Source organism: Streptomyces iranensis, assembly GCF_017874715.1.
GTDB lineage: Bacteria > Actinomycetota > Actinomycetes > Streptomycetales > Streptomycetaceae > Streptomyces > Streptomyces iranensis.
Window position 1 is genome coordinate 264,547 of sequence record NZ_JAGGLR010000001.1, and the last position, 15,506, is coordinate 280,052.

Genomic DNA, 15,506 nt, shown 5'->3' on the forward strand with positions numbered 1-15,506 from the left:
GAATGCGGATCGGCGAACTGGCGCGGCGCACCGGCGTCAGCGAGCGCTCCCTGCGCTACTACGAGAAGCAGGACCTGATGACGGCCGAGCGCACCCCGGGCGGCCATCGCGAGTACGGGGAGGGCTCGGTGGACCGCGTCATCCGCATCCAGGAGCTGTTCGCAGCGGGGCTGTGCAGCGAGAAGATCGCCCAGCTGCTCCCCTGCATGCGGGACTCGGACGGCGGCCCCTTGCGGACGGCCAACGGGCAGCTGGTCTCCGACCTGACGGTGGAGCGGGAGCGCATCGACCGCATGATCGCGGACCTGCTCCGCTCCCGTGAGGTCCTGGACGAGGTGATCGAGGCGGCGTCGGTCCCGGCCGAGTAGCCGGGCGCGCCGGACATCCCGTAAGCGCCCGCGCCGTCGACCACTACCGCGAGCGGCCGGGCTCCGCCGCGAAGTGATACCAGGCGCGCCCGCGGCATGGATATGCACCCCAGACCTCGGGCCGGGGCTCCGCCCCTGGACCCGGGGTCCGGGGCGGAGCCCCAGTTGTGGGAAGGGGCGGGGAGGGGACAGCCCGCCGCAGGCGTCCCAATCCGCCGGACACCCCCTGGACGGCGGTGCGGCCGCGCCTCAGCGCACCGGGTGCCCCGCATCCCGCAGCGCGTCCTTCACCTGTCCGATCCGCAGATCGCCGAAGTGGAAGACGGAGGCGGCCAGCACCGCGTCCGCGCCCGCCGCGACCGCCGGGGCGAAGTCGGTGAGCTTACCGGCACCGCCGCTGGCGATCACCGGGACGGTGACGTGCTTGCGGACGGCCTCGATCATGGCCGTGTCGTAGCCGTCCTTGGTGCCGTCCGCGTCCATGGAGTTCAGCAGGATCTCCCCGGCGCCCAGCTCCGCCGCGCGGTGGGCCCATTCGACGGCGTCGATGCCGGTGCCGCGGCGGCCGCCGTGGGTGGTGACCTCGTAGCCGGAGGGGGTCACCGATGCCCCGTCGGGAGTAGGCGTGCAGCGGCGGGCGTCGACCGAGAGGACGAGCACCTGGCTGCCGAAGCGCTCGGCGATCTCGCGGATCAGCTCGGGGCGGGCGATGGCGGCGGTGTTGACGCCGACCTTGTCCGCCCCGGCGCGCAGCAGTTTGTCGACGTCCTCCGGGGTGCGGACGCCACCGCCGACCGTGAGCGGGATGAAGACCTGCTCGGCGGTGCGGCGGACCACGTCGTAGGTGGTCTCGCGGTCGCCCGAGGAGGCGGTGATGTCGAGGAAGGTCAGCTCGTCCGCGCCCTCCTCGCCGTAGATCTTGGCCATCTCGACCGGGTCGCCCGCGTCGCGCAGATTCTGGAAGTTGACGCCCTTGACCACCCGGCCGTTGTCCACGTCCAGGCAGGGGATGACTCGGACCGCCAGGGTCATGACTGTCGTGCTCCTCGGAATGCTTCCAGTTCGACTTCCACCAGGACGCGCGAGTCGACGAAGCCGGACACCACGACCAGCGTCGCGGCGGGGCGCACGGCGTCGAAGAGCTCCTTGTGGGCGCGGCCCACCTCGTCCACGTCGCGGGCGTGGGTGAGGTACATACGGGTGCGGACCACCGATTCGACGCCGAGGTCGAACTTCTTCAGCGAGTCCAGCGCATGGCGGAAGGCCGCAAGCGTCTGCTCGTACGGATCCCCCTCGCCCTCCAGCACACCGCGCTCCGCGAGCGGCATCGTCCCGGCGACGAGCACCAGGTCACCGGCCTCGACGGCTCGGGCGAACCCGATGGTCTGCTCCCAGGGACTCTCGGTCTGGACCCGTCGCCCGATCTCGGGTGAGGTCATACGGCCACCGCCTCCAACGCCTCTTCCAAGGTGAATGCCTTGGCGTAGAGCGCCTTGCCCACGATGGCGCCCTCGACACCTTCCGGTACCAGGGTCGCAAGGGCACGCAGGTCGTCAAGCGAGGAAACGCCGCCGGAGGCGACGACGGGCCGGTCGGTCGCGGCGCAGACGTTGCGCAGCAACTCCAGGTTGGGGCCCTGGAGGGTGCCGTCCTTGGCGATGTCGGTGACGACGTAGCGGGCGCAGCCCTCGGAGTCGAGGCGGGCCAGCGTCTCGTACAGATCGCCGCCGTCGCGGGTCCAGCCGCGGCCGCGCAGCGTGGTGCCGCGCACATCGAGGCCCACGGCGATGAGGTCGCCGTGCTCGGCGATGACCTTGGCGACCCACTCGGGGGACTCCAGGGCGGCCGTGCCGAGGTTCACCCGGGCGCAGCCGGTGGCCAGGGCGGCGGCCAGCGAGGCATCGTCGCGGATCCCGCCGGACAGCTCGACCTTGAGGTCCATGGCGCGGGCCACCTCGGCGATCTGCGCGCGGTTGTCCCCGGTGCCGAAGGCGGCGTCGAGGTCCACCAGGTGCAGCCACTCGGCACCCGCCCGCTGCCAGGCCAGGGCGGCCTCCATCGGGTCGCCGTACGACGTCTCGGAGCCGGACTCGCCGTGGACGAGGCGGACGGCCTGGCCGTCGCGGACATCGACGGCGGGGAGGAGTTCGAGGCGGTGCGTGCGCATGCGGACAACCTTCGGTGGGAGCGTGCGGGCGGTGAGAGCTGGCGCGGGGGCCGGTCAGAGCGTGTCGAGCCAGTTGCGGAGCAGCCGCGCCCCGGCGTCGCCCGACTTCTCGGGGTGGAACTGGGTGGCCCACAGCGGGCCGTTCTCGACGGCGGCGACGAACGGCTCGCCATGGGTGGACCAGGTGACCTTGGGGGCGGGGACATGCGGGTTGGTGACCTCGAGCTCCCAGGTGCGGACCGCGTAGGAGTGGACGAAGTAGTACCGCTCGCCCTCGTCCAGGCCCGCGAAGAGCTGCGAGTCCCCCGGCGCCTTGACCGTGTTCCAGCCCATGTGGGGGACGACGGGGGCGCGCAGCGGCTCGACCGCGCCGGGCCACTCGTCCAGGCCCTCGGCCTCGATGCCGTGCTCGATACCGCGCCCGAAGAGGATCTGCATGCCGACGCAGATGCCCATGACCGGGCGGCCGCCGGACAGCCGACGCCCCACGATCCAGTCGCCGCGCGCCGCGCGCAGCCCCTCCATGCAGGCGGCGAAGGCACCGACACCGGGGACGAGCAGCCCGTCGGCGGCCATGGCCTTGTCGTAGTCACGGGTGATCTCGACCTGCGCGCCGGCATGGGCGAGGGCCCGCTCGGCGGACCGGACGTTGCCGAAGCCGTAGTCGAGGACAACGACGCTCTTGTTGCTCAATTCCATACCTCAAGCCGCAGGACGCCGGCGAGCAGCGCCATCGTGGCGCCGATCCCGAGCAGCGTGACAATGCTCTTGGACATGCCCTGCTTGACGAAGGAGATGACCCCGCCGAGCAGAAACAGCCCCACGAGGATGAATACGGTCGACAGGCCGTTCACGTCAGAGGGCGCCCTTCGTGGAGGGGAGGATCCCGGCGGCGCGGGGGTCGCGCTCGCTGGCGTAGCGCAGGGCCCGCGCCAGGGCCTTGAACTGGCACTCCACGATGTGGTGGGCGTTGCGCCCGTAGGGCACGTGGACATGCAGGGCGATCTGCGCCTGGGCCACGAAGGACTCCAGGATGTGCCGGGTCATCGTGGTGTCGTAGGTGCCGATCATCGGCGCGATGTTCTCCGGCTCGGTGTGCACCAGGTACGGGCGGCCGGAGAGGTCGACGGTCACCTGGGCCAGCGACTCGTCCAGCGGCACCGTGCAGTTGCCGAAGCGGTAGATGCCCACCTTGTCGCCGAGCGCCTGCTTGAAGGCGGCGCCCAGCGCGAGGGCGGTGTCCTCGATGGTGTGGTGGGTGTCGATGTGCAGGTCGCCCTCGGTCTTGACCGTGAGGTCGAAGAGGCCGTGGCGGCCGAGCTGGTCGAGCATGTGGTCGTAGAAGCCGACCCCTGTCGACACATCGACCTGGCCGGTGCCGTCGAGGTCGATCTCGACGACGACCGAGGTCTCCTTGGTGCTGCGCTCCACGCGTCCCACGCGGGTCATGCGCTCTTCTCCTTCATCAGCTCGCGTACCGCGTCGAGGAACGCGTCGTTCTCGGTCGGGGTCCCCGCGGTGACCCGCAGCCATCCCGGTACCCCGTTGTCCCGGACCAGGACGCCCCGGTCCAGCAGGCCCTGCCACGCCGCATGGGCGTCCTCGAAGCGGCCGAACTGGACGAAGTTGGCGTCGGAGTCGGTCACCTCGCAGCCGATGGTGCGCAACTCGCTCACCAGCCGGTCGCGCTCGGCCTTGAGCGCCTCGACGTACCCCAGCAGCGTATCGGTGTGCTCCAGGGCGGCCAGCGCGGTGGCCTGGGTGACGGCGGACAGGTGGTACGGCAGGCGGACCAGCTGGACGGCGTCGACGACCGCCGGGTCGGCGGCGAGGTAGCCGAGCCGCAGCCCGGCCGCGCCGAACGCCTTGGACATGGTCCGCGAGAGCACCAGCCGCGGCCGCCCCTCGATCAGCGGCAGCAGCGACGGACGGTGGCTGAACTCCCCGTACGCCTCGTCCACGACGACGAGCGCCCCGGCGGTGTCCGCCCTGGCGTCCTGCGCCGCGTCGTGCAGCGCCAGCACCGTCTCGGCGCCGACCGCCGTCCCCGTCGGATTGTTCGGCGAGGTGATGAAGACGACATCGGGGCGGTGCTCGGCGATGGCCTTACGGGCGGCATCGACATCGATGGTGAAATCGTCGTTCCGGGGACCGGAAATCCAGCCGGTGCCGGTGCCACGGGAGATCAGCGCGTGCATCGAGTACGAGGGTTCGAAGCCGATCGCGGTGCGCCCCGGGCCGCCGAAGGTCTGCAGCAGCTGCTGGAGCACCTCGTTGGACCCGTTGGCCGCCCAGACCTGGGCGACACCGACCTCGAGACCGGCCGTACGGCTGAGGTAGCGGGCCAGCCCGGTGCGGAGCTCGGCCGCGTCCCGGTCCGGGTAGCGGTTGAGGTTCCGGGCCGCCTCGGCGACCCGCTCGGCGATCCGGGCGACCAGCGGCTCGGGCAGCGGATAGGGGTTCTCGTTGGTGTTCAGCCGTACGGGCACGTCCAGCTGCGGAGCGCCGTACGGGGATTTGCCACGGAGCTCGTCCCGGATCGGGAGATCGTCAATGCCGGTCACTTGCTCGGTGGCACCTTCCAGTCGAACCTTGCCTTCACCGCGGCGCCGTGGGCGGGCAGATCCTCCGCCTCGGCCAGCGTCACCACATGGCCGGCGATCTCGGCCAGCGCGTCCCGGGTGTAGTCCACCACATGGATGCCGCGCAGGAAGGACTGCACGGACAGCCCCGAGGAGTGGCAGGCGCAGCCGCCGGTGGGCAGCACATGGTTGGAGCCCGCCGCGTAGTCGCCGAGGGACACCGGGGCGTAGGCCCCGACGAAGATCGCCCCGGCGTTGCGCACCCGGGCCGCGACGGCCGCCGCGTCCTCGGTCTGGATCTCCAGGTGCTCGGCCGCGTACGCGTCCACGACGGCCAGGCCCTGCTCCAGACCGTCCACCAGCACGATGCCGGACTGCCGCCCGGCCAGCGCCGGACCGATCCGGTCCGCGACATGCTTGGTGGCCCCCACCTGGACCTCGAGCTCCTTCTCGACCGCGGCCGCCAGCTCCTCGGAGTCGGTGACCAGCACGGACGCGGCCAGCGGGTCGTGCTCGGCCTGGCTGATCAGGTCCGCGGCGACATGCACCGGGTCGGCGGTGGCGTCGGCCAGGATGGCGATCTCGGTCGGCCCGGCCTCGGCGTCGATGCCGATCCGGCCCTTGAGCAGCCGCTTGGCCGCGGCGACCCAGATGTTGCCAGGACCGGTCACCATCGAGACCGGACGGCAGTCCTCGGTGCCGTAGGCGAACATCGCCACGGCCTGGGCGCCGCCCGCCGCGTACACCTCGGCCACGCCCAGCAGCGCGCACGCCGCGAGGATCGTGGGGTGCGGCAGCCCGCCGAACTCCGCCTGCGGCGGGGAGGCGACGGCCATCGAGGCGACCCCGGCCTCCTGCGCGGGCACCACGTTCATCACCACGGACGAGGGGTAGACCGAGCGCCCGCCCGGTACGTAAAGACCGACGCGCTCGACCGGCACCCAGCGCTCGGTGACCGTGCCGCCGGGCACCACCTGGGTGGTGTGGTCGGTGCGCCGCTGCTCGCGGTGGACCAGCCGGGCCCGCCGGATGGACTCCTCCAGGGCGGCCCGCACGGCCGGGTCCAGCTCGGCGAGGGCGCTCTCCAGCGCCTCCGCGGGGACCCGCACCCGCTCCATGGTCACGCCGTCGAACCGATGGGCGTAGTCGATCAGCGCAGCGGTACCGCGATGGCGCACGTCGTCGCAGATGGGCCGCACCTTCTCCAGGGCGGCCTCGACGTCGAGTTCGGCACGGGGCAGCAGGTCGCGGTCGATCCCGCCCTCCGGGAAGGCGGCGCCGCGCAGATCGATACGGGAGATCACGCGATCAATTGTCTCAGACCCGCCACGAGGCCCCTCCCCCCGTATCAGCCAGTGATACGGACCCCCTAAGTTGACCCTGACCGTTGGCGTTCAACCGGTTACTCAGCGGGAATGTGCTCCGTACGGGGACACGGAGAATCAGGAGGGGACACGGCTGTGACCGAGCCGCACGATGGCGACCCACCCCCGGGCCTCGATCTGACCACCGCCGAATGGGGCATGTGGCAGGCGTTCCGCAATGGCAGCACCCATGATCTGCGCACCTCCCACCCCCAGCGGAACGACCCCTCAGGACCGTACGCCTGGGGCCCGGAGCGCAGTGTCCGCGCGCGTGTCGTGGCCCTCCTGCTGCTGGACGGGCCGCCCGCGCAGCCGGGCCGGGTCTCGGCGCTCAAGCTCAACGGGGTGCACATCACCGGCACGCTCGATCTGGCCGGCGGGAACATCGAGCCCTATGTGGAGCTCAAGAACTGCCGCTTCGAGCGGGAGGTGCTGGTCCCCGAGGCGCAGTTCACCACCCTGCGCCTGGTGGGCTGCTCCCTCCCCCGGCTGGAGGCGGCCCGGCTGCGCACCGAGGGCGATCTGCATCTGCCGCGCTGTGTGGTCGAGCACGGTATCCGGCTCACCGACGCCCATATCGGCACCGATTTACTGCTCAACCAGCTCATCGTGCGCCGCGACCGCCGGGGCATGTCGATCAGCGCCGACGGGCTGACCGTCGCCCAGGACTTCCAGGCCGACATGATCGAGTCGTACGGCGAGCTGAGCCTGCGCGGGGCGCAGATCGGCGTGTCGCTCAGCCTGCGCGGCAGCAGGCTGCGCAACCCTTACGGCCGCCGCGCGCTGAACGCGCCGCAGCTGACCGTGGAGCGCAGCCTGTACCTCACCGCGGGCGGGGTGAGCACGTACTCCAGCGGCTCCACCCCGCCGTACGGCACCGCCTCCACCCCCACCCGCGGCACCCGGATCCAGCGCTTCGAGTGCGAGGGCGGGATCCGGCTGGACGACGGGCGGATCGGCGACGCGATCGACCTCGACCAGGCCCGCTTCATCATGGAGAACGACCAGGAGCTGTCGCTGCGCCGGGTCCAGACGCCCGAGCTGCGCTTCCTCGGGGAGCGGCCGCAGCGCGGACGGGTGATCCTCTCCGGCGCCCGGGTGGTCAACCTTGTCGACAAGTCGGTGAGCTGGCCGGGCCCCGGCGGGCTGACCATGGCCGGGTTCAGCTATGAGTGCCTGATCCCGCGCGGCCACTTCCCGCTGGCCCGGCGGCTGGAGTGGGTGGCCGCCGCCACGCCCGAGTACGCGCCCGAGCCGTACGAGATGCTCGCCAACACGATGCGGGCCAGCGGCGAGGACGCCGACGCGCGCGAGGTGCAGCTCGCCAAGCAGCGGCGCCGCCGGGAGACGCTGCCGGTCGCCGGGAAGGTGTGGGGCTACCTCCAGGACTGGACGGTGGCCTACGGCTACCGTCCGGGCCGGGCGGCGGTGTGGATGGCGGTGCTGTGGGCGGTCGGCTCGGTGTTCTTCGCCCACAACCGGCCGGAGGCGCTGAAGCCCGACGAATCACCGAACTGGAACGCCTCGCTGTACTCGCTCGATCTGCTGATCCCGGTCATCGACCTGGGCATGGACGGCTACTGGAAACCCCAGGGCGCCGTCCAATGGGCCTCCATCGTCATGATCCTTCTGGGCTGGGTGCTGGCCACCGCGGTCGCCGCCGGCGCGTCCCGGCTACTGCGCCGCCAGTGACCGCTGCTCCGGCGCCAGTGAAAGGGAACGCGCGGGGCCATTAGGCTTACGCCCCGTGACCTCCGCGCGCCTTCCGCTCTTCCCGCTGAACACGGTGCTGTTCCCGGGGCTCGTCATGCCCCTGAACGTCTTCGAGCAGCGGTACCGCTCCCTGATGCGCGATCTGTCGGCGCTCCCCGAGGACGCGCCGCGCCGGTTCGGAGTGATCGCGATCAGGGACGGCCATGAGGTCGCTCCGAGCGCGATCGGCCTCCCGGACTCCCTCACGCTGCCGGACCCCGGTCCCGCGGCCGGGTTCGGCCCGGACCCCGCCAAGTCCTTCTACTCCGTGGGGTGCGTGGCGGACGCGGCCACCATCCGGGAGCAGGAGGACGGCACCTTCGAGGTGCTGGCCACCGGTACCACCCGCTTCGAGCTGGTCTCCGTGGACTCCTCGGGCCCGTATCTGACGGCCGAGGTCAAGGAGCTGGACGAGGAGCAGGGCGAGGGCGCCGGGGCGCTGGCCTCGGGGGTCGTACGGGCCTTCCGGATGTACCAGAAGCGGCTCGCCGGCGCCCGGGAGCGCACCCTGGCGGCCGAGCAGGAGCTGCCGGGCGAGCCGTCCGTCCTCTCCTACCTGGTGGCCGCCGCGGCCGTGCTCGACACGCCCGCGAAGCAGCGGCTGCTGCAGGCGCCGGACACCGCGAGCCGGCTGGCCGACGAGCTCAAACTCCTTCGCGCCGAGAGCGCGGTCATCGGTAAGCTCCCGTCGCTCCCTGCCGTCGATCTGACCCGCGGTCCCACCAGCCCCAACTGACGCGGACGAACATGCCGAAGCCGAAGAAGACCAAGAAGAGCTCGGCGGGCACCCCCGCCACCACCGCCCTCACCGCCGCGGGCACCGACTTCACCGTGCACTCCTACGAGCACGACCCGGCGGCCCCGTCCTACGGCGAGGAGGCCGCCCAGGCGCTCGGCGTCGAACCGGAGCGGGTCTTCAAGACCCTCGTCGCGAGCGTCGATGACCGCCTTACGGTCGCCATCGTGCCCGTCTCGGCCACGCTCGACCTCAAGGCGCTCGCCGCGGCGGTCGGCGGCAAACGCGCCACGATGGCGGACCCGGCGGTGGCCGAGCGCACCACGGGCTATGTGCGAGGCGGAATCTCCCCACTCGGCCAGCGCAAGCGCCTCCCGACGGCCCTCGACGTGTCGGCCGACGGCCACGAGACGATCTGCGTCTCGGCGGGCCGCCGCGGGCTGGAGGTCGAGCTGTCCCCCAAGGACCTGGCATCGCTGACGGACGCGGTGGTGGCACCGATCGCCCGCCCATAGCCGCCGTGGCGGCCCTGCCCGCCACGGCGCTAGCCCGGCGGGCCAACCCAGCGCCCCGCCCATGACCGGCGGGGCGGCCCAGCCCCCGCCCACGGCCCACGGGGCAGCCAGCCCCCGCCCACGGCCCACGGGGGCGGCCCAGCGCCCCGACTCATGGGTCGCGGATTCATGGCTCGCGGGCGGCCCGGCGCCCCGACTCATGGCCCGCGGGGCGGCCCAGCGCCCGCTCACGGCTCCGTGGCCGGGCTGGGCGGCGAGCGGCTGAAGCGGGCGCGGGCGCGGGCCTGCGGGGTGTCCGGCGGACCACGCGGGGGAGCCGCACGTCGATGCTTTCCCCTCCCCGCCCCTTCCCGATACCAGGAGCTCCGCCCCTGGACCCCGGGATCTGGAGCGAAGCCCCTGACCAAGTCTGGAGGCGAAGCCCATGACCGGGATCCGGGGCGAAGCCCTGACCCGGGGGCTGGAGCGAAGCCCTGACCCGGGATCCGGGATGAAGGCCCTGGCCGGGGATCCGGGGCAAAGCCCGGCCCGGGGGCTGGGGCAGAGCCCTGGTATCGGGGTCTGGGGCAGAACCCTGGCCCGGCATCCGCGGCGAAGCCCTGGCCCAGGGACCCAAGGCAGAACCCCGGCCCAGGGACCAAGGACGAAGCCCCTGGCCGGGGATCCGGGGCAAAGCACGGCCCGAGGGCTGAGGCAGAGCCCTGGCTCAGCGGATCCGGGGCAGAGCCCTGGCCCGGGATCCGCGGCGAAGCCCTGGCCCAGGGACCCAAGGCAGAACCCCGGCCCAGGGACCAAGGACGAAGCCCCTGGCCGGGGATCCGGGGCAAAGCACGGCCCGAGGGCTGAGGCAGAGCCCTGGCTCAGCGGATCCGGGGCAGAGCCCTGGCCCGGGATCCGCGGCGAAGCCCTGGCCCGGGAAGCCGAGGCAGAGCCCTGGCCCGGGAATTCGAGGCGAAGCCCTGGCCGGGGCGAAGGCCTGGTATCGGGGGCTGGGGCGGAGCCTCAGTTTTGGGAAGGGGCGGGGAGGGGAACAGCCCGCCGCAGGCGGCACGATCCGCCGGACACCCCCGGGCGGCCTGGCCTAGCGCGCTTCCGGGCTTGGCGCGGGCGCCAACGCGGGCTCCGGGTCCCGGGGGCCGAACAGCCCGGTCAGCGCCAGGTGGATCACCATCGCCGCCATAGACCACGCCAGCAGCGCCCCCTTGGCGCCCAGCTTGAGCGGCCCGTCGAAGGTGACACCCTTACCCGCCGCCTTGGCATGCGCCACAACGTCCGAGGTGGGCCCCAGCCATACGCCCAGCCGCCAGGCGATCACCGAGGCGAGCACCCCGCCGATCGCCAGACCGACGACCAGCGCGATACCGCCGTGGCGGAAGAGCAGAAAGACGATGATGGCCGAGACGGCACCGAAGGCGAGTCCGAGCAGCGTGAACATCCCGTCCGCGCCGACCGCGTCCTCCCCTTCCGAGTTCTTCAGATAGACGGCGGAACCGTCCGAGACCAGGGGAACCTTCGGCGCCAACCACAGCCACAGCAGCCCGAGAAGCACCCCGGAGACCGCCACCGCGATGGCGACCAGCGACGCCTGCACCAGTTCGGCACGCAACTCGGGCCCAGGCTCGGAGTGCTCGGAATGCTCGGAGTGCTCGGAGAACTCAGCGTGCTCATCGGAGTGCTCAGCGTGCTCCGGATGCCCCGAAGCCTGCCCCGGGTGCGCGGGATACCCGGTGGGGTACGGCACAGCGGCGTCCCCGGCAGGCTGCTCGGGGGACGGCGGCCGGCCCTCGGCGGGCTCGTCGTGCGGCGAGTGCTGATCATGTGGCGTCAACGGTGCGGTCACCCCGTCATCGTGCCAGGCGGATGGCGTACTTCGGTCGGCGGGACGTTCGCTGCGGCGCGTCACCGCACCGCCGCCCGCCGATAGGCCCAGGTCGCGGCGGCGAGGGACACCACGGCCACCCCGGCGCACACCCCGAGGTCGGCGCAGACCACCCACCAGTCGGGCTGCCCGTCGAAGGACCGGGCCAGGGCCTCCACACCGTACGTCGACGGCAGCAGATCGCGCGCGTACGACACCACCTGCGGCATCCGGGCCGCGGGCAGCACGCCGAGCAGCAGCGCGGCGGACATCCCCAACTGCCCGCACAGCGTGGCGAGTTCCTGGCGCGGGGCGAGCAGCCCCAACGCGGCGCCGAGTCCGGCGAGGGCGGCGCCGGACAGGGGGATCACGGCGAGGAGGATCCACAGGTTGGTCATGGGCAGCTGGAAGAGCACACTGCCCATCACCGCGGTGACGGCGGTCCCGGGCACGGTGAAGGAGGCGTACGCGGCGGCCGCCCCGAGCACCACGGCCGAGGGTGGCACCGGCAGGGTCGCGTAGTGGTCAAGACCGCCGCTGGCCCGCAGCTGGCCGAAGTACTGCGCGAGCAGGTTGAGCGCCACGAAGGCGACGACCAGCACGCTCGAGCCGGCCACCACCGACCGCGCCTCGCTTCCGCCGTCCACCACCCCGCGCATCAGGATCATGATCCCGATGGACTGGAAGGTGGCCACGAAGAGCAGCGGGATCCGGGCCACCCGGGCCCGTGAGAGCTGGGCGCGGTAGACCGCGACGAGCGCGGGGAAGAGCCGCGCCCGTGCCGCCAGCGGCGCGGGCATGTCACCGGCCTCACCGGCGTCACCGGACACCCCCGAGGTGCCGGAGACACCGGACGCACCGGGCAGCCCAGCAGACGCACCGGACACACCAGGCACACCAGTGGTCCCGGACACACCGGATACACCGGACACGGCGGGCATGACACTCACGTTGTGCTGCTCCTCTTCGCCTCTTACGGCTCGAATACGGTCACGGTCACCGACGCGTTCACCGGCGCGTTCACCGGCTCGCCCCGGCGGTCACACCTTCACCAGCCCCTCCGCGCCCTCCGCACGGCCCCCCAGGGCGATGTACACATCCTCCAGGCTCGGTGTGGCAAGGGTGAAATCGTCCAGCGCGGCGAAGGCGGGGCCGCCGGTCACGGTGGCGATGGCGGCGCGCGCGTCGTCCGGCGGCAGCCGGAGCGTCCAGCGCCGCCCGGAGGCGCCGCCGGCGGCGCGGGCCGCCTCGGCGGATTTCCACAGGGCGGCGACCTCGGGCACCTCCAGCGGCGGCTCGGTGCGCCACACCAGCTCGAGCCGCACCTCGTCGGCCACCAGCGCCTTGAGCCCGGCGGGCGTGTCGCAGGCGATGACCCGGCCGCGGTCGAGCACGGCGACCCGGTCCAGCACCGTCTCCGCCTCGATCACATTGTGGGTGACCAGTACCACCGTCACCCCCCGCTCGGCCCGCCGCCGGTCCACGGCCGCCCATACGGCGCGCCGGGCGACGGGGTCCATCCCGCTGGTGGGCTCGTCCAGCACCAGCAGCGGCCGCTCCCCCACCAGCGCGGCGGCGACGCAGGCCAGCCGCCGCTGCCCCCCGGAGAGCTTCTTCAGCGGACGCCCGGCGACCTCCCCGAGCCCCAGTTCCTCGATCACCGCGTCGCGCTCGTCGCGAGCCGCGCGGGTCTCCAGGCCGCGCAGCCGCGCGGTGGTCTCGGCGGCGAGGCCGACGGTCAGCTCGTCCAGCGCGGTCGAGTCCTGGCCGAGATAGCTCAGCAGCCGGGCGGCGCGCTCGGGATGACGTACGAGATCGTGACCGAGCACCCGCACCTGGCCTTCGTCGGGCCGCAGCAGCCCGGTGAGCTGCCGTACGAGGGTGGACTTACCGGCGCCGTTGGGCCCGAGCAACCCGAAGACCTCGCCGCGCACCACATCGAGGTCGATGCCGTCGCTGGCCCGGACGGCGGGCGTGGCGGGCGCCCCGCGTCGGCCGCGCGCCGCGGGATAGGTCTTGACCAGGCCGCGCACGGTGCACACCACATCGCCACTCGTCGCCTGTTTCGCGCCCGTCCTCACGAGCTATGAGGGTACGCGCCCAAACACCCGCTCCCGCCCTCGGGGCCCTCGGGGCGCGGTTCGCCGGGCGGGGCCGGACTGCGGCCTACGGGGTGTCCGGCGGGTCTCTCCCCTCCCCGCCCCTTCCCGTTACCAAGGGCACCGCCCCTGGACCCCGCCATGCGGCGGAGCCGCATATCGATACCACGGGAAAGGGGCGGAGCCCCGGCCCGGGGGCCAGGCACGAAGCCCCGACCCAGAGGCCTGAAGCGAAGCCCCAGCCCGGAGGCCTGGGACAGAGCCCCGACCCGGAGGCCAAGCACGAAACCCCAGCCCAGAGGCCTGGGACAGAGCCCCGGCCCAGGGCTGGAGCAGAGCCCTGGTCCGGGGGCTGGGGCGGAGCCCCAGTTTCGGGAAGGGGCGGGGAGGGGAACAAGCCCGCCGCAGACGGCACGATCCGCCGGAAACCCCCCACCCGCCCGTCTGGGTCTGGAGCAGAGCCCCGGCCCGGGGACTGGGGCCGAGCCCCGGCCCGGAGGTCTGGCGCGAAGCGCCGGCACGGGGGTTCTGGGGCAGAGCACCGGACCAGGGCTGGGGCCGAGTCCTGGGCCGGGGGCTGGGGCGGAGCCCCAGGTTCGGGAAGGGGCGGGGAGGGGAACAAGCCCGCCGCAGGCGGCACGATCCGCCGGATACCCCCTACCCGCCCGTCTGGGCGTGCTCCGCCGCCGAGCGGAGGTCGATCTCGCGCCAGAAGCCCGCCCGAATCGCATAGCGGTCGTGCTCGTCGATCTGGTCGTCCTTGTGGGCCAGCAGCCCGAAGCGGGCCGCATAGCGCAGCAGCTCACCGTCGATGCGGTGCGGGATGCGGGGGTACTCCGTGGAGAGCTGCTGGAGGTGGCCCGAATCGGCGAGCCGGTCGGTCCAGCGGCGAGCGAAGACCTGGCCGACCTCGAAGGGGTCGCCGCTGACCGCGGTGATGTCCTCCTCGCGGTCGGCCCAGCGCTGTTCGGCGCTGGTGAGCTGGGCCAGCATGGGAAGGTTGGCGGTCTCCGGCGGCTCCCCCACCCCGGAGCCGGGGCCCCGGTCGATCCAGCCCTTGTCGGAGGACCAGCGCAGGGTGGCGCCGGCCGGCGGCCGGTCCGCCTGGCCGCCGGGCCCGGCGGCGCCGCGGCCCAGGTCGGCGAGGTCCTTGGGGGTGGGCACGCCCTTGGCCGCGGCCCCTGCCGCGACGTCCGCGCCCGCATCGGCGGCCCCGGCGGCGGAACGGCCGGGGCCGGCGGCCGGGCCGGTCACATCGGTGCCGGGCCGGGCGGCGCCGTTGCGGCCGGGGGCCGCCTCCGCGGCGCCGGGCGCCGCTGCCGCCGCGGCGGCAGCGGCGGCAGCGGCGGTCTCCGGCAGCGGGGCGGAGAGAATGGCCGCGATCTCCGGGCGCGGCTCGGAGACGGGCGCACAGGGCCCGGGAAGCTCCTTGGCGCGCACCGCCCGGGTGATCCAGACGCGGTCCAGGACGCGGCGCTCATCGGCCTCGGCCACGAGGTCCTCGGACTGGTTGTAGTCGCCGTCGGCGGCCTGCACCGCCCAGAGGTGGACGGCGACGCCGTGCTCCTTGGCCGACATCAGTCCGGGCAGCAGATCCCCGTCGCCGGTGACGAGGACGATGTCGGAGCAGGCCCGGTTGCGGGCGAGCTCGGTGAGCTCGGCGTGCATGGCGGCGTCCACGCCCTTCTGGGCCCAGCGGCCGTCGCTGCGGGTGAGCGCGCCGAGCCGCACGGTGACCCGGGGCATCACGCGCAGCCGCCGGTGCTCGGGCTGGGGTACGCGGTCGGGGGCGCCGTCGAACCAGTAGATCCGCAGCAGCGGGCGCTCGGTCTCGGCCTCGGCCCGCTCCCGCAGGCCCTGGATGAGGGTCGCGTGGTCTACGGAAATACGCGATCGGGCGGGCTCCCCGGCCAGCAGGCTCGCGGCGGCGCCCAGCAGGTACCCGGCGTCCACCAGGACGACGCAGCGGTCCACGTTCCACCCTCTTCCCTGACGAATCCAGTCCTCGGTCGCCCCCCGCGCACAGCCGTCCACGGATGTGGTCTTTCGGCTTTCCTTCGAGTCT

Annotated in this window: 16 protein-coding genes; 4 read left to right on the forward strand and 12 right to left on the reverse strand. The window is 73.0% G+C overall.

Annotated features, from left to right (window positions below; translation table 11 throughout):
• Positions 1-2 precede the first annotated feature (2 nt).
• On the forward strand, positions 3-368 hold the full coding sequence (locus J2Z30_RS01185; protein WP_044576992.1) for a MerR family transcriptional regulator: 366 nt from the start codon (positions 3-5) through the stop codon (positions 366-368).
• Positions 369-617: 249 nt separating this feature from the next.
• Here J2Z30_RS01185 and hisF read toward each other — a convergent pair whose 3' ends face one another.
• The 8 genes from hisF to hisD are packed head-to-tail and all read right to left on the reverse strand — an operon-like array spanning position 618 to position 6,421.
• Positions 618-1,400 carry an imidazole glycerol phosphate synthase subunit HisF gene (hisF, locus tag J2Z30_RS01190; protein WP_044576987.1) on the reverse strand — a complete coding sequence of 261 codons (783 nt, stop codon included), beginning with the start codon at positions 1,398-1,400 and terminating at the stop codon, positions 618-620.
• Positions 1,397-1,807: a Rid family hydrolase gene (locus J2Z30_RS01195; protein ID WP_044576985.1), complete on the reverse strand. Its 411-nt coding sequence runs from the start codon at positions 1,805-1,807 to the stop codon at positions 1,397-1,399. The genes hisF and J2Z30_RS01195 overlap by 4 nt, the downstream gene beginning before the upstream one ends.
• Positions 1,804-2,535 carry a bifunctional 1-(5-phosphoribosyl)-5-((5-phosphoribosylamino)methylideneamino)imidazole-4-carboxamide isomerase/phosphoribosylanthranilate isomerase PriA gene (priA, locus tag J2Z30_RS01200; protein WP_044576982.1) on the reverse strand — a complete coding sequence of 244 codons (732 nt, stop codon included), beginning with the start codon at positions 2,533-2,535 and terminating at the stop codon, positions 1,804-1,806. Before priA ends, J2Z30_RS01195 begins: the two co-directional genes overlap by 4 nt.
• A 54-nt stretch (positions 2,536-2,589) precedes the next feature.
• Positions 2,590-3,228, reverse strand: coding sequence for an imidazole glycerol phosphate synthase subunit HisH (hisH, locus tag J2Z30_RS01205; protein WP_372453217.1), 639 nt, complete (start codon positions 3,226-3,228; stop codon positions 2,590-2,592).
• Positions 3,225-3,389, reverse strand: a complete 165-nt coding sequence (locus tag J2Z30_RS01210) for a CG2302 family histidine operon protein (protein ID WP_044576976.1) — start codon at positions 3,387-3,389, stop codon at positions 3,225-3,227. The genes hisH and J2Z30_RS01210 overlap by 4 nt, the downstream gene beginning before the upstream one ends.
• A gap of 1 nt (position 3,390) precedes the next feature.
• Complete coding sequence (hisB, locus tag J2Z30_RS01215) at positions 3,391-3,984, reverse strand: imidazoleglycerol-phosphate dehydratase HisB (RefSeq protein ID WP_044576972.1); 594 nt, start codon at positions 3,982-3,984, stop codon at positions 3,391-3,393.
• Positions 3,981-5,099, reverse strand: a complete 1,119-nt coding sequence (locus J2Z30_RS01220; protein WP_044576969.1) for a histidinol-phosphate transaminase — start codon at positions 5,097-5,099, stop codon at positions 3,981-3,983. The genes hisB and J2Z30_RS01220 overlap by 4 nt, the downstream gene beginning before the upstream one ends.
• Positions 5,096-6,421 carry a histidinol dehydrogenase gene (gene hisD, locus J2Z30_RS01225; RefSeq protein ID WP_044576966.1) on the reverse strand — a complete coding sequence of 442 codons (1,326 nt, stop codon included), beginning with the start codon at positions 6,419-6,421 and terminating at the stop codon, positions 5,096-5,098. Before hisD ends, J2Z30_RS01220 begins: the two co-directional genes overlap by 4 nt.
• Positions 6,422-6,577: 156 nt before the next feature.
• Between hisD and J2Z30_RS01230 the strand changes: the two genes are divergently transcribed.
• Genes J2Z30_RS01230 through ybaK form a run of 3 tightly spaced genes read left to right on the forward strand, consistent with a single transcriptional unit; the run spans position 6,578 to position 9,484 of the window.
• Positions 6,578-8,173: a hypothetical protein gene (locus J2Z30_RS01230; RefSeq protein WP_044576963.1), complete on the forward strand. Its 1,596-nt coding sequence runs from the start codon at positions 6,578-6,580 to the stop codon at positions 8,171-8,173.
• A 55-nt stretch (positions 8,174-8,228) separates the two neighbouring features.
• Complete coding sequence (locus J2Z30_RS01235) at positions 8,229-8,969, forward strand: LON peptidase substrate-binding domain-containing protein (RefSeq protein ID WP_044576960.1); 741 nt, start codon at positions 8,229-8,231, stop codon at positions 8,967-8,969.
• An 11-nt stretch (positions 8,970-8,980) separates the two neighbouring features.
• Positions 8,981-9,484, forward strand: coding sequence for a Cys-tRNA(Pro) deacylase (gene ybaK, locus J2Z30_RS01240; RefSeq protein ID WP_044576956.1), 504 nt, complete (start codon positions 8,981-8,983; stop codon positions 9,482-9,484).
• A 1,081-nt stretch (positions 9,485-10,565) separates the two neighbouring features.
• On the opposite strand, the gene J2Z30_RS01245 is transcribed toward ybaK, so the two are convergent.
• The 4 genes from J2Z30_RS01245 to J2Z30_RS01260 all read right to left on the reverse strand — a co-directional run bounded on the left by J2Z30_RS01245 (position 10,566) and on the right by J2Z30_RS01260 (position 15,415).
• Positions 10,566-11,324 (reverse strand): magnesium transporter, encoded by a 759-nt coding sequence (locus tag J2Z30_RS01245; protein ID WP_044576950.1) that lies wholly within the window; start codon positions 11,322-11,324, stop codon positions 10,566-10,568.
• Positions 11,325-11,383: 59 nt separating this feature from the next.
• Positions 11,384-12,142: an ABC transporter permease gene (locus tag J2Z30_RS01250; protein ID WP_020872096.1), complete on the reverse strand. Its 759-nt coding sequence runs from the start codon at positions 12,140-12,142 to the stop codon at positions 11,384-11,386.
• Positions 12,143-12,382: 240 nt separating this feature from the next.
• Positions 12,383-13,423, reverse strand: coding sequence for an ABC transporter ATP-binding protein (locus tag J2Z30_RS01255; protein ID WP_044576947.1), 1,041 nt, complete (start codon positions 13,421-13,423; stop codon positions 12,383-12,385).
• A gap of 675 nt (positions 13,424-14,098) precedes the next feature.
• Complete coding sequence (locus J2Z30_RS01260; RefSeq protein WP_044576944.1) at positions 14,099-15,415, reverse strand: NYN domain-containing protein; 1,317 nt, start codon at positions 15,413-15,415, stop codon at positions 14,099-14,101.
• Between the last annotated feature and the right edge of the window lie 91 nt (positions 15,416-15,506).

Coding starts and splice junctions, on each gene's coding strand:
- J2Z30_RS01185 (WP_044576992.1), top strand. CDS start 3: ATGCGGATCGGCGAACTGGCGCGGCGCACCGGCGTCAGCGAGCGCTCC.
- hisF (WP_044576987.1), bottom strand. CDS start 1,400: ATGACCCTGGCGGTCCGAGTCATCCCCTGCCTGGACGTGGACAACGGC.
- J2Z30_RS01195 (WP_044576985.1), bottom strand. CDS start 1,807: ATGACCTCACCCGAGATCGGGCGACGGGTCCAGACCGAGAGTCCCTGG.
- priA (WP_044576982.1), bottom strand. CDS start 2,535: ATGCGCACGCACCGCCTCGAACTCCTCCCCGCCGTCGATGTCCGCGAC.
- hisB (WP_044576972.1), bottom strand. CDS start 3,984: ATGACCCGCGTGGGACGCGTGGAGCGCAGCACCAAGGAGACCTCGGTC.
- ybaK (WP_044576956.1), top strand. CDS start 8,981: ATGCCGAAGCCGAAGAAGACCAAGAAGAGCTCGGCGGGCACCCCCGCC.
- J2Z30_RS01250 (WP_020872096.1), bottom strand. CDS start 12,142: ATGCCCGCGCCGCTGGCGGCACGGGCGCGGCTCTTCCCCGCGCTCGTC.